13 protein-coding genes are annotated in these 13,168 nt (G+C 54.1%); 5 read left to right on the top strand and 8 right to left on the bottom strand.

The features are described from left to right. Positions 1–13 precede the first annotated feature (13 nt). On the bottom strand, positions 14–1,270 hold the full coding sequence (locus ACWPW2_RS08400) for an autotransporter strand-loop-strand O-heptosyltransferase (RefSeq protein WP_454122393.1): 1,257 nt from the start codon (positions 1,268–1,270) through the stop codon (positions 14–16). 805 nt (positions 1,271–2,075) lie between these two features. On the opposite strand from ACWPW2_RS08400, the gene ynhH reads away from it, so the two are divergent. The 3 genes from ynhH (at position 2,076) to ACWPW2_RS08385 (ending at position 4,248) form a co-directional block, all read left to right on the top strand. Then, a complete protein-coding gene (gene ynhH, locus ACWPW2_RS08395) occupies positions 2,076–2,270 on the top strand; it encodes a protein YnhH (RefSeq protein ID WP_420920232.1) in 195 nt (64 codons plus the stop codon). A 15-nt stretch (positions 2,271–2,285) separates the two neighbouring features. Beyond that, entirely contained in the window at positions 2,286–3,698 is a 1,413-nt protein-coding gene (gene pykF / locus ACWPW2_RS08390; RefSeq protein WP_054802861.1) for a pyruvate kinase PykF, read from the top strand. A 313-nt stretch (positions 3,699–4,011) separates the two neighbouring features. Next, complete coding sequence (locus ACWPW2_RS08385) at positions 4,012–4,248, top strand: major outer membrane lipoprotein (protein WP_006118977.1); 237 nt, start codon at positions 4,012–4,014, stop codon at positions 4,246–4,248. Positions 4,249–4,315: 67 nt separating this feature from the next. Here the strand turns inward: ACWPW2_RS08385 and ldtE are convergent, their stop codons facing one another. The 7 genes from ldtE to sufA all read right to left on the bottom strand — a co-directional run bounded on the left by ldtE (position 4,316) and on the right by sufA (position 10,931). After that, entirely contained in the window at positions 4,316–5,326 is a 1,011-nt protein-coding gene (ldtE, locus tag ACWPW2_RS08380) for a L,D-transpeptidase LdtE (protein WP_454122388.1), read from the bottom strand. Between the two features lie 98 nt (positions 5,327–5,424). Continuing rightward, positions 5,425–5,841 (bottom strand): cysteine desulfuration protein SufE, encoded by a 417-nt coding sequence (gene sufE, locus ACWPW2_RS08375; RefSeq protein ID WP_454122386.1) that lies wholly within the window; start codon positions 5,839–5,841, stop codon positions 5,425–5,427. A 13-nt stretch (positions 5,842–5,854) separates the two neighbouring features. Continuing rightward, positions 5,855–7,075 carry a cysteine desulfurase SufS gene (gene sufS / locus ACWPW2_RS08370; protein ID WP_454122384.1) on the bottom strand — a complete coding sequence of 407 codons (1,221 nt, stop codon included), beginning with the start codon at positions 7,073–7,075 and terminating at the stop codon, positions 5,855–5,857. Continuing rightward, positions 7,072–8,343, bottom strand: a complete 1,272-nt coding sequence (gene sufD / locus ACWPW2_RS08365; RefSeq protein ID WP_312118841.1) for a Fe-S cluster assembly protein SufD — start codon at positions 8,341–8,343, stop codon at positions 7,072–7,074. Before sufD ends, sufS begins: the two co-directional genes overlap by 4 nt. After that, entirely contained in the window at positions 8,318–9,064 is a 747-nt protein-coding gene (gene sufC / locus ACWPW2_RS08360; protein WP_023481658.1) for a Fe-S cluster assembly ATPase SufC, read from the bottom strand. Before sufC ends, sufD begins: the two co-directional genes overlap by 26 nt. Before the next feature lie 17 nt (positions 9,065–9,081). Further along, positions 9,082–10,566, bottom strand: coding sequence for a Fe-S cluster assembly protein SufB (gene sufB / locus ACWPW2_RS08355; protein WP_023481479.1), 1,485 nt, complete (start codon positions 10,564–10,566; stop codon positions 9,082–9,084). A gap of 8 nt (positions 10,567–10,574) precedes the next feature. Next, a complete protein-coding gene (gene sufA, locus ACWPW2_RS08350) occupies positions 10,575–10,931 on the bottom strand; it encodes a Fe-S cluster assembly scaffold SufA (RefSeq protein WP_124968472.1) in 357 nt (118 codons plus the stop codon). A 390-nt stretch (positions 10,932–11,321) separates the two neighbouring features. Here sufA and ACWPW2_RS08345 point away from each other — a divergent pair, with 390 nt between their 5' ends. After that, entirely contained in the window at positions 11,322–12,113 is a 792-nt protein-coding gene (locus tag ACWPW2_RS08345) for an alpha/beta fold hydrolase (RefSeq protein ID WP_454122381.1), read from the top strand. A gap of 469 nt (positions 12,114–12,582) precedes the next feature. Further along, a complete protein-coding gene (locus tag ACWPW2_RS08340; RefSeq protein ID WP_454122379.1) occupies positions 12,583–13,155 on the top strand; it encodes a hypothetical protein in 573 nt (190 codons plus the stop codon). Positions 13,156–13,168 lie beyond the last annotated feature (13 nt).

Raw genomic sequence — 13,168 nt, 5'->3', positions numbered from 1 at the left:
CGTTTCTCATCCGCTATGCGGCGTGTTGATCGGGGTCTGCCAATGCTGTTGTTTTGATGCCAAAGGGATTGCTTCGCAGGGCAATCAGCCGGCGTAAATGGCCGATGACCTGCTTGCCAGTGATAAATCGTGTGCATTCGTACTGCCGGTCCGTGCCTTTGTGGCGCGGACACCAGAAATAGTCCTGATGATCGAAATTGAGCCGCACGTCATCCCAGCAGCCGTTGCAGACATGGGTGTTGATGACGCGCCAGGGGGTATAAAACTCGCTGTTCGGCAGGCTGAAACCGCTGATCAGCACCACCGGGATATGGCAGCCCCAGGCAAGCCAGGAGAGGCCGCTGCCGAGGCCGATAAAAAAGTCGGCGTGCTCCAGCAGCGCCACGCGTTCAGCCAGCGGCAGATTGCCGGTGAAATCTTCCGCGCCGTGGGGGATTTTGTTCCAGACGTAACCGCGGCCGACCACGCGCTCTTTGTCGATGCAGAGCACGCGGTAGCCCTGGGCTTTCAGATAGTCGATGACCTCATGCCAGCCGGTGCCGTTGTTCCAGAATTTGGCCTGGCTGGTGGACTGGGTGGCGATGCAGACATAGGGCTCAGCGATGCGGCGCGGCGTATGCTGGCGCAGATCGGGAATGATTTCGCTCGGATCGACGCCGAGAATATGCCCGGCGGTGCGGTGCAGGCCGACAGAGCGGAAATCAAAGGGCTGCTTGTCGAGATCGCCATTAAAAAAGAGCCCGACGCGCCAGCTGGCGTAGGGTGGCGTGCTCTCGCCCGACCCGGCCAACCAGCTTTCCGGAGTGTAGAAATTGAGCTGCGGATAGACCGGCGAGAAGAGATCGGCGATCGGCTGCGCCAGGGTGCAGTCAACACTGCACTGGAAGGTCTGACGGAAGCGTTCAGCGTAAGGCACCCAGCCGACCAGGTCGCCAAGTGTGCCGCTGGGGAAAGAGACCAGTACCCTTTTGCCGCGCATATCCAGCGCATGATCCAGCACGGGCTCCGACTGTACCCCGTCCCAGACCCGCAGACGAAACGGCACATAATATTTTTTGGTGCTGATGACCCACCCCTGCCCGACATTGTCAGCAAAGAGGATATTTCCCGTTTCGTCATCGCTTATTTCTACCCGCCAGTTACCCGCTGGCAACAATAATCGGGCACCGTCATTAAAATCATACAGGATACCCATCGGCCCCTGTTGGGTCGGAATTTCCGGCGGTGAAATAAAAGCATATTCATGACCAACAACTGTGGAAGTCGTCATCGCCTAACCTTCATCAAGAGTCATCGCATTAAATAGGGCTGGCGGTAAATAACGAGCAGGCACCAGCCGACCTCCGGGAGTGATTCCCCGGAACGAATGTTTTTATAAATTTTTTGGGTCTCATTAAGAGTCGCTTAAGCGTAGTTACGCCGTGCTTTATTGCAAATTATCTCAAAAAGTTAAGATCTATATATTTCAATGAGTTAGTTTTTTAGCTTTGTCACGCTGCGTTACAAGAAACTAACTAAAACAAAAAGTTAGCCACGCTTAAATGCAAGCATTTTAGGATTTTCCTTAATCTAAATTTCGTGCAAAAACGTGATATTGATTCGGAAATATAAAATATATTTCTGCGCTATTGATGACGTAATGAACGATATATCCGCTTCGTTAAAGGTCAATGCGATTAAAAAAATAGCTATCGTGGTAATTAATTAGAGTGCAAGCAGTTTGTCTTTTATTTATTTATTTAATCCCCCTGCGTGTACGGTTAGTCAACCGAGATATATGGAACTTTCTTATTGCTAATTCTTTTGAGTAAAAGAGTGGCTCGATAAATAAGCACTTGCGCAGGTGTACAATATTGTTGCCGCATAATGAGGTCATTCTCACACTACTGTTAGCTTCGTGTTGGGCAGCAGAGGGAGCGCATACGGTAGTGCAACGGTTGCGCAATTATGTGATAACGGTTGCATAACGAAACGATGCTGCTCATCAATTCGCATTTTGAAACAGCGTTTTTAATTCCTTTCTGTCACTGTGGACGCTATAATGCCGCAATCCTAATTTGAATGGATTCAGCTGATTGAACTGTAAAGCAGATAACTCACATCAATGTTTTCCCAGACTGGCTGAACCTCAGGCACACATTCCTCTGCACGCTTTTTTGATGTCACCTATCCTTAGTCTGTGGCATCGCTCTTTTCGCAACACAGGTTTGACTCCGGCGCCGTGCGCATCCCGGAGCGTGAATTCCCATTCCTTCTCAACCCAAACTTAAAGACCAGAAACTGTCATGAAAAAGACCAAAATTGTATGCACCATCGGGCCGAAAACCGAATCCGAAGAGATGTTGACCAAAATGCTGGACGCGGGCATGAACGTCATGCGTCTGAACTTCTCTCACGGTGACTATGCTGAGCACGGCCAGCGCATCCAGAACCTGCGCAACGTGATGAGCAAAACCGGTAAGAAAGCGGCCATCCTGCTGGACACCAAAGGTCCGGAAATCCGCACCATCAAACTGGAAGGCGGTAACGACGTTTCGCTGAAAGCGGGTCAGACTTTCACCTTCACCACCGACAAATCCGTTGTCGGCAATAGCGACACCGTTGCCGTGACCTATGAAGGCTTCACTAACGACCTGAGCGTCGGCGATACCGTGCTGGTCGACGATGGTCTGATCGGAATGGAAGTGACCGCCATCGAAGGGAATAAAGTTGTTTGTAAAGTGCTGAACAACGGCGATCTCGGCGAAAACAAAGGCGTGAACCTGCCGGGCGTCTCCATCGCCCTGCCGGCGCTGGCGGAAAAAGATAAGCAGGATCTGATCTTCGGCTGCGAGCAAGGCGTCGATTTCGTTGCTGCCTCCTTTATCCGTAAGCGTTCTGACGTGGTTGAAATCCGTGAGCACCTGAAAGCGCACGGCGGCGAAAACATCCAGATCATCTCCAAAATTGAAAACCAGGAAGGCCTGAACAACTTCGACGAGATCCTTGAAGCGTCGGACGGCATCATGGTTGCCCGTGGCGACCTGGGCGTTGAGATCCCGGTTGAAGAGGTGATCTTCGCGCAGAAGATGATGATCGAAAAATGTATTCGCGCACGCAAAGTGGTGATCACCGCGACCCAGATGCTCGACTCCATGATCAAAAACCCGCGTCCGACCCGCGCTGAAGCTGGCGACGTGGCGAACGCCATCCTCGACGGCACCGATGCCGTGATGCTCTCTGGCGAATCCGCAAAAGGGAAATACCCGCTGGAGTCCGTCTCTATCATGGCGACCATCTGCGAGCGTACTGACCGCGTGATGACCAGCCGTCTGGACTACAACAACGACAGCCGCAAACTGCGTATTACCGAAGCTGTCTGCCGTGGCGCAGTGGAAACCGCTGAGAAGCTGGAAGCACCGCTGATCGTTGTGGCAACTCAGGGCGGTAAATCTGCGCGCGCCGTGCGCAAATACTTCCCGGATGCGACCATCCTGGCGCTGACCACCAACGAAGTGACCGCGCGTCAGCTGGTGCTGAGCAAAGGCGTTGTCGCCCAGCTGGTGAAAGAGATCTCCTCTACCGATGACTTCTACCGTCTGGGTAAAGAAGTGGCGCTGGAAAGCGGTCTGGCGAGCAAAGGCGACGTTGTGGTGATGGTCTCCGGGGCGCTGGTTCCGAGCGGCACCACCAACACCGCGTCTGTCCACGTACTGTAATAATTACCGGACTTTCCGGCAGATTAAAAAAGCGCCCTTGCGGCGCTTTTTTTTTTAATATTTCGGCTTGCGGATTGAATTAAAAGTTTCAATCGGATTTTGCTATTTAAATCGCCCTTTATCTAAGATGAATCCGATGAGAATCCGCTGTTTTAATAGGCGTTTTTAGCAAGTTAAATCAAAGTCGGTGCTTCTTTGAGCGAACGAGCAAATTTAAGTGCATTCTCATCAAAAAAATATTCTCAACATAAAAAACTTTGTGTAATACTTGTAACGCTACATGGAGATTAACTCAATCTAGAGGGTATTAATAATGAATCGTACTAAACTGGTACTGGGCGCGGTAATCCTGGGTTCTACTCTGCTGGCTGGTTGCTCCAGCAACGCTAAAATCGATCAGCTGTCTTCTGACGTTCAGACTCTGAACGCTAAAGTTGACCAGCTGAGCAACGACGTGAACGCAGTGCGTTCTGACGTTCAGGCTGCTAAAGACGACGCAGCTCGCGCTAACCAGCGTCTGGACAACCAGGCTCACTCTTACCGTAAGTAAGAGTTCCTGTAATGAAAATGGCGCACATTGTGCGCCATTTTTTTTGCCTTCCTTCTACCCCTCTAACCTACTGCATCACCACTTCGCTCTGCCCTTCGACGCTTCCAGTCGGCTTAATGCTGTTCTGTACCGACAATACCGGAGTTGCCGCAGAGGTGGCTTTCCCGGCGGTAATCACTACCGGATAACCGGCGCGACGCGAGAGCGCTTTCTCAATCATCGAATGGTCACCGCCTGACTGCTCAATCATCGCGCCCAGCGCCGGTGAGAAGACGATAGGCTGCGTCTGCGTGTCCTGTTCGACGGTCTGCGCCAGTGGGCGATGCACTTCAATGTAGTGCTTACCATCAGGTTCAACGGCATACTTCACCGGTTCATTGATGATGGCTACCCGCGTACCGGCAGCGACCTGGGCAAACAGCGCTTCGATATCGGGCGCGTTCATACGAATACAGCCGGAGCTGACGCGCAAACCGACGCTGTCCTGCGCATTGGTGCCGTGAATCAGATACTCGCCATTGCCAATTCCCAGACGCATGGCAAAGCGTCCCAGCGGGTTATTTGGCCCGGCGGGCACCACTTTCGGCAGTTCCACGCCACGCTCCAGCGAGCGCGCACGGATACCGGCGGTCGGCGTCCAGGTCGGATTAGGGATCTTCTGACTGATGCGGGTCACCGACACCGGCGTTTCCAGCCCCTGCTGACCAATGCCAATCGGGTAGACCTGTACGCTGTTTTTACCCGGCGGGTAGAAGTAGAGCCGCAGCTCTGCGAGGTTGACGACAATCCCCTCCCGCGGCGTATCCGGCAGCAGCATCTGCGTTGGGATCGTCACCGTCGTACCCGGCGCAGGCACCGGCGCGATGGTGTTGTTCGCCTCAAGGATCAGCATTGCCGCCGTATCAAAATGGCGGGCGATGGCCTGCAGATTTTTATCGCTGGCCTGTACGGTGTAGGTCTGGTTCTGGCCAATCAGGCGACCGCCGTTCGCAGGCAGGCTGTATTCCGCCCCATGGGCCAGCTGAAGTGTGCTTAATGCACCAAAAAGAGAAAGAAAGAGTAAAGACGCGCGTTTCATGCTGTGTTTCCTGTAATCACTGACAGGCTGTCAGAAAGCTGAAGAATCAGCGAGGCGGCAAACGCCCCGCGTAAACAGGATAGAAGGGTCTTTTGAGTTTAGCTAAGATTGGCAGCTTTGGTACGGATGGCGCGGATCATCGCTTCCAGCCCCTGCGAGCGCGAGGGGGTTAAGTGCTGCGTCAGGGCAAGTTTTTCAAACCACGGGCGGACATCGAAGGCCACGATGTCCTGCGGAGTCATCTGCTGATAGAGGGCGAAGACAATCGCAATAAGCCCTTTGACGATGGCGGCATCGCTGTCGCCGGTCAGCTCAATCATGCCCTCTGCATTCCGCTCCATCACAATCCACACCTGGCTCTGACAGCCCTGAATAAGATTGTCAGCGTTATGCGCTTCAGGACTCAGCGCCGGTAAGCGCTGGCCCAGTTCAATGATGTAGAGGTACTTCTCTTCCCAGTTGGCGCAACGGTTAAAGTTGCGCACCAGCTTCTCTTTATCGGGTAGTGCGGCCATGGCGTGCTCCCTGTTAGCCCAGTAACTGATGAATACGTTTCAGGCCGGTAACCAGACGATCCACCTCTTCATGCGTGTTGTACATCGCAAACGACGCACGACACATTGCCGGGACATTATAGAAGGCCATCAGCGGCATCGCACAGTGGTGACCGGTGCGCACCGCAATACCGTAATTATCCAGGAAGCTGCCCACGTCATAGGCGTGATGTTTGCCGAGATTAAAAGCAATCACCCCTTTTCTGTCGGCCGGGCCGTAGAGCGTCAGATCCGGCACCTCGCGCAGCGCATCGAGGGCGTAGCGCATCAGCGTCTGCTCATACTCGCCAATCGCGTCCAGACCGAGGCGCGTCACATACTCCATCGCCGCGCCAAAGCCCATAATGCTGCCGGTGTTCGGCGTACCGGCCTCGAAGCGCCACGGCGCTTTCGCATAGGTTGTGCCTTCAGTCAGGCTGACGGTGGCGATCATCGCCCCGCCCCCTTCCCACGGCGGCATTGCCTGCAAAATATCCTCTTTGGCGTAGAGCACGCCAATGCCGGTCGGCCCATAGAGTTTATGGGCAGAGAAGACGTAGAAGTCGCAATCGAGCGCCTGCACATCAATGGCGTGGTGCATTACCGCCTGCGCGCCATCCACCAGCACCTTCGCGCCGTGCTGATGCGCCAGCGCGATGATCTCTGCAACCGGGTTTTCCGTGCCCAGCACGTTAGAGATATGGGTAATCGCCAGCAGTCTGGTCCGCGCATCCAGCAGGCCGGGTAACGCCTCAAGTTGCAGGGTGCCATCCTGATTCAGCGGGATAACACGTAGCTCAGCACCTACCCGTTCACAGAGCATCTGCCACGGCACAATGTTGGCATGGTGCTCCATGGCGCTGATGATGATGTTATCGCCCGCTTTGACCTGGCTGTTGCCCCAGCTATTGGCAACGAGGTTGATCCCTTCGGTGGTGCCGCGCACAAACACGATCTCTTCCGGCAGACGAGCGTTCAGGAAGCTCGCCGCCTGCACCCGCACATTTTCCATGCGCTGCGTCGCTTCCGCGCTGAGCGTATGGATGCCGCGATGCACCGCGGCATAGCCGAAGCGGAAGAACTCCGCTTCGGCTTCGATAACCGCATTCGGTTTTTGCGCGCTGGCGGCGCTGTCGAGATATGCCAGCGGGAGTCCGTTTACTTCACGTTGCAGTACCGGAAAATCGGCACGTACCTCGTTCACGGGAAAACTCATGCTTCGCCCCCTGCAAGACGCTGGCTGATACGCGCCAGAATCTGCTGTTTTAGCGCCTCGTCGCTGATGGCTTCGGTCAGCTCAGCGGCAAAGGCATGGATGATCATCTGCTGCGCCGCGTTCTCATCAATGCCGCGCGAGCGCAGGTAAAACATCTGCTCATCGTCGATGCGGCCAATGGTCGCCCCGTGGCTACATTTCACGTCATCGGCATAAATTTCCAGCTGCGGTTTGGTATCCACTTCCGAAAGACGACCGAGCAGCAGGTTGTTGTTGGTCATCTGACCGTCGGTCTTAATGGCGTGTTGCGCCACCTTGATCAGACCGTTGAACACCGCCCTTCCCTTGCCGCTGACAATGGTTTTATGCAGCTGGCGGCTGTTGCAGTAGCCCTTATTGTGCTCAAGCCAGGTGCGGGTGTCGCACACTTCGCTCTTCACCGGCATCGCCAGGCTGTTGATATTCAGCTGCGTGTTTTCACCGTTCAGTTGGGTACTGGTGTTATGTCGCAGCACCGCGCCGCCGAGCAGGAAGCTGTGGCTGTCGGCTGCGCCATCGTCGCCGAGCACAATATCGTTATGGGCAAAGTGGTAGCTGAGCGGGTTCTCGAAAGCCAGCTTGAAATGGTGCAGCCGCGCATTGGCGCCGACCTGCATGGTAAAGCGCGAGCCGGTAAAATGGCGTGCGTCGTTGAGGCTGACATAGTGTTCATAAACCGTCGCTTCTGCGCCCTGCGCCAGTTCGATATGGTGGCGATAATGCGCCGTGTTCATCTCCTCCCCGGCCAGCCCTTGCGTAACGTGCATCAGCAGCAGCGGCTTTTCAGGGCGCTGGTTGCGCGCGACCTCGATACGGGTGACGTTCTGCGCCAGGCTTTCGGTAAGGTGTAAGAAGACCTCTGGTTGCACCGGCGCTGGCAGGTTTTCGGCAGCTTCGCTTACCGTCACCGCAAACCCGGAGCCGGTGATGTCGTCGCTTAATTCTGCGCTGAACAGGCCGTCAACGAAGACCAGACGCAGCGCATCAACCGGCAGCGCCAGCGCATCACGCTGTGCGGCGTCGAGGGTCGCATTGCTGGCGACAAACTGGCTGTTTAACAGGCCATCCAGCGGCGTATATTTCCAGTTCTCATGTTTACGCGTCGGCAGGCCGAGACGCAGCATCTGTTGCAGGTGCTGCTCAGCCGTGGCCGAGTGCGCGCCTCTTTTTGTTTCAAACAGATGGTGCCACTGTTGCAGCGCGTTACTGCTGTTCTGTAAGCCAGCCATAGCCCTGCTCCTCCAGTTGCTTAACCAGCGTGAAATCGCCTGATTTCACGATGCGCCCCTGATACAGCACATGCACAAAGTCCGGTTTGATGTAGTCGAGAATGCGCTGGTAGTGGGTGACGATAATAAAGGCGCGCTTCTCATCGCGCAGCGCGTTCACCCCTTCGGCAACAATCTTCAGCGCATCGATATCAAGCCCCGAGTCGGTTTCATCAAGAATGCAAAGCTCCGGCTCCAGCACCGCCATCTGAAGAATGTCGTTACGCTTCTTCTCACCGCCGGAGAAGCCAACGTTAACCGAGCGGGTCAGCAGATCTTCCGGCATCTTCAGCAGCTTGATCTTCTCTTCCATCAAATCCTGAAAATCGAAGCGATCCAGCGCCTCTTCGCCGCGATACTTACGCACCGCGTTGAGCGCCGTTTGCAGGAAGAACTGGTTGCTGACGCCCGGGATCTCCACCGGATACTGGAAGGCCATAAAGACGCCTTCGCCCGCGCGATCTTCCGGTGACAGTTCCAGCAGATCTTTGCCGTTGAACTCCACGCTGCCGCCGGTCACTTCGTAATCTTCACGCCCGGCGAGGGTGGCGGAGAGCGTACTTTTCCCGGAACCGTTCGGGCCCATAATGGCGTGCACTTCGCCCGGACGCACCTCAAGGCTCAGGCCGCGCAGAATCGACTTATCTTCAACACCAACCTGCAAATCTTTGATACTTAACATTTATTATCCTTTAATTCTTAACCGACGCTGTGTTCAAGGCTGATGGCCAGCAGTTTTTGCGCTTCGACGGCAAATTCCAGCGGCAGCTCGGAGAAGACATCTTTACAGAAGCCGTTAACAATCATTGAGATGGCGTCATCTTCGCTGATGCCGCGCTGCAGACAGTAAAAGAGCTGATCTTCACCGATACGCGAGGTGGTCGCTTCATGCTCCAGCTGCGCGCTGTTGTTGCGGCACTCGACATACGGGAAGGTGTGCGCGCCGCTATCGGGGCCAATCAGCATCGAGTCACACTGGGTGAAGTTTCGCGCGTTGGTCGCCGTCGGCATGATTTTCACCAGCCCGCGGTAGCTGTTCTGGCTGTGTCCGGCCGAGATCCCTTTCGAGATAATCGTCGATTTGGTGTTCTTACCAATATGGATCATCTTGGTGCCGGTATCCGCCTGCTGATGCCCGCTGGTCAGCGCCACTGAGAAGAACTCGCCAATCGAATTGTCACCGCGCAGGATGCAGCTCGGATACTTCCAGGTGATCGCCGAACCGGTTTCTGACTGCGTCCACGACATTTTGCTGTTCTCGCCTTCGCACAGCGCACGCTTGGTGACGAAGTTGAGGATGCCGCCGGTGTTGTTATCGCCCGGGAACCAGTTTTGCACCGTCGAGTATTTCACTTCCGCATCTTTGTGGATGATCACTTCCACCACCGCCGCATGCAGCTGGTAGCTGTCGCGCACCGGTGCAGAGCAGCCTTCGATATAGCTGACGTAGCTCCCTTCATCTGCCACCAGAATGGTGCGCTCGAACTGGCCGGTCTTCTCCGCGTTGATGCGGAAATAGGTCGACAGCTCCATCGGGCAGCGCACCCCTTTCGGGATGTAGATAAAGGTGCCATCAGAAGCGACGGCCGCATTCAGCGCGGCGAAGAAGTTATCGTTCGACGGCACCACGGTGCCGAGATACTTCTGCACAAGCTCGGGGTGATCGTGGATCGCCTCACCGAAGGAGCAGAAGATAATCCCCTGCTCGGAGAGTTTTTCGCGGTAGGTCGTGGCAACCGATACCGAGTCGAAAATGGCGTCAACCGCCACCTCTTTGCCTTCACGCACCGGCACGCCGAGCTGGTTAAAGGCCTCTTCGACCTCTTCGGTCAGCCAGGTATTGCCATTCGTTTGCTGTACCGCGCCGGGCTGCGAGGCGCAGGCGTCGTCGCAGTTGCCGCAGGAAGGGGCGGAGTAGTAGCTGTAATCCTGGTAGTTAAGCTTGTCATAATGGGCTTTTAACCAGTGCGGCTCTTCCATCTCCAGCCAGGCGTGAAAAGCGTTCAGGCGAAACTCCAGCATCCACTCAGGCTCGTTACGTTTCGCCGAAATGGCGCGCACGACCTCTTCGTTGATGCCTTTCGCCAGCTCATCCGTATTCAGCCGGGTGAAAAAGCCCTCTTTATAATTGATATTGCCGGTCCAGGTTTTGACATCGTCAGTTGCTTCAGTATTACGAGACATAGTACCGCCTATACCCCAAAGCTTTCGCCGCAGCCGCACTCGTGCTGAGCTTTCGGGTTATTAAATTTGAAGATCTGGTTCAAGCCTTCGCGTACGTAATCCACTTCGGTGCCATCGATAAACGGCATGGCCTGTAAAGGGACGTAGAGGCGAGCGCCATCAGATTCGTACAGCAGGTCGTCGTCGTTCGGCTCGCTTACGGTGTCGAGCACATAACCAAAGCCTGCGCAGCCGGTCTGTTTAATGCCAAGCCGCACGCCGAGGAGGCCGGCCTGTTTTTCGGTTAGCTCACGGATATGCTCCGCGGCGGCCGGCGTCAGGGTGAGCCCGCGCCATGCAAAATCTTCGGGATTAAATGATTCCATCGTGTTACCTCACTTCATCTGAGCTGAAGGGCATAACGCTATGTTAGTGATAATAATTCTCACTTCAACCTTCTTACCGCAGGGTTATTCCCCCACGGGCCCTTTTTACAGCGTATCTGTTAAGCATAGACCCTGTTGAAAGGGTATAGAGCACGTTAAAAAAATGATTAATAAATTGATAAATAATGGCTTTAGCAAGCGTAACGCGTTAAATCGGTAAAAGCGCAAAAAATGTATAGGAAATGCCTATTTTTATTATAGGAAGGGCTTAAAGATGACCGCCCGCTGAAGAATAGGAATTTGCAGGCTCCCGAGGGGATCGATCTTTTATATGATGAGCGCACTTTTACCGCGCTCACGCCAACGGGCGCTCATATAAGGAAAAGAGTGATGCAGACACCATCTACCCTGTCATACATCGATAGCGGCAGCGGCTATCCCCTCCTGCTTGGTCACAGCTACCTGTTTGATAAGACCATGTGGTCACCGCAGCTGACCGCGCTGGCGAAGCAGTTTCGCGTCATTGTGCCCGATCTATGGGGGCATGGTGAATCGCCCGCGCTGCCCGCAGGGAGAAGCACCATGGCCGATCTCGCCGCCGATCATTTGCAGATTATGGATGACCTCGGCATTGAGGAGTTTGCGGTTGTCGGGCTGTCGGTAGGGGGAATGTGGGGCGCTGAACTTGCCGCCATGGCCCCGCAGCGGGTTAAAGCGCTGATGCTGATCGACACCTTTGTTGGCAGTGAAACGGATGAGGCGCGTGAAAAGTATTTCGCGATGCTCAACGCCATTGACGCCGCAGGTGCCCTGCCCGCACCGCTGCTGGAGTATGTCGTTTCGCAGTTCTACTCTCACAATGCCGATCCGTCTGACGTGCAGGCGCTCACCGCCCGGCTTGGTGCACTCAGCGCAGAGCAGCTGCGTGAAAGCATTGTTCCGCTAGGCAAACTTATTTTCGGGCGTCCCGATCGCATGGCGGTGCTGGAGAAAATCACCTGTCCGGTGCAGATTGCCACCGGGGAACTCGATTTACCGCGCCCGCCGCTGGAGGGGCAATTAATGGCGGAAAAAGTGGGCTGTGAATTTAGCCTAATCCCCAACGCTGCCCATATTAGCAACAGAGAAAACCCTGAATTTGTTACCCGGCTGATTATCGACTTCCTGGCTCATCACGCTTAATTGGCGTTTTTTTCTCCCGGGCGCGCCTATTTTCCTCTGGCGCGCCCGCGCTATTTTCATCATGACCGGTGATTTATTGGCAGCGGTGAGTGGCTGTTTAAACAATTAATGCTTTTATTGCGGCATAAAAAACAAAACCCAGCGATAGCAGGGCCGTTTCATGACGATTTTTTCAGACAGTATAGAAATAAATTTTTCACGTTTTATCAGCGATAACAAGAAGATAAGAAAAACCCAAAACAAACCTACAGATAATAATATGCCGTTAATCGGAATATTACGTCGATAACGCTAACCAATTATATAGATTTAAGCGATCGGTTTTGTAATAGCAATAGATAGAGGCTATCAAACAGCAACAGATCGATCACTTAAAACAATTTTCAAATGTGATGATTGCGTAGGTAAAATTGCGCTCTTGTATATTGGAAAAGTCCTGTTCTTTTGAGTAGGGAGCTTAATCAGGGAAATGAAATCAATAATAGTCGATATTGCTGATAAGAAACTTCTCGTGACGGCAGAATTTCTGCCAGTGACCGATCTGTCGGGAAAAAATATTCTTTGTTACCAGACGAGCGCGCGTTTTTTTGAATACAGCGAGCAGCCCACGCTTCCTCGTCCGGTAGAGATAACCTGCGCGCAGCCGCCTGGCGTGGACGATTTTATTTTTACCACACTGTGCCGGCTGGCGAAAAAGAAAGAGACGCTCTGCTTCTCCTTTACGTTACCGCCGCAGCGGCTGAACGATAGCGATTATCTCGCCACGCTTTATCATCTTTGCACCAGCAATGATGTCGCCGCAGAGCGTATTGAGATCGTTCTTGATAAGCGCATCGCGCACGAGGACCTGCAACAGAGCCTGCCCTTTTTACGCGAGATAAAAGCCTGTGGCTTTATGCTGGGGCTGCAAAATCGTGCAGAGCACCTTCTGCAGAGTCGCGACAGCGAATGGCAAAGCCTCTTTCCTGCCGTTAAAGGCTATGCGCTCCCCCACGCTCTGACCCTTTCACAGCTGCAGTTATGGGAAGATCTCAGCAGTTAGCCCAGCGCCCGTC

The sequence above is a fragment of the Kosakonia sp. Marseille-Q7440 genome (assembly GCF_965119485.1).
This window is presented reverse-complemented; position numbering and strand designations above follow the sequence as displayed.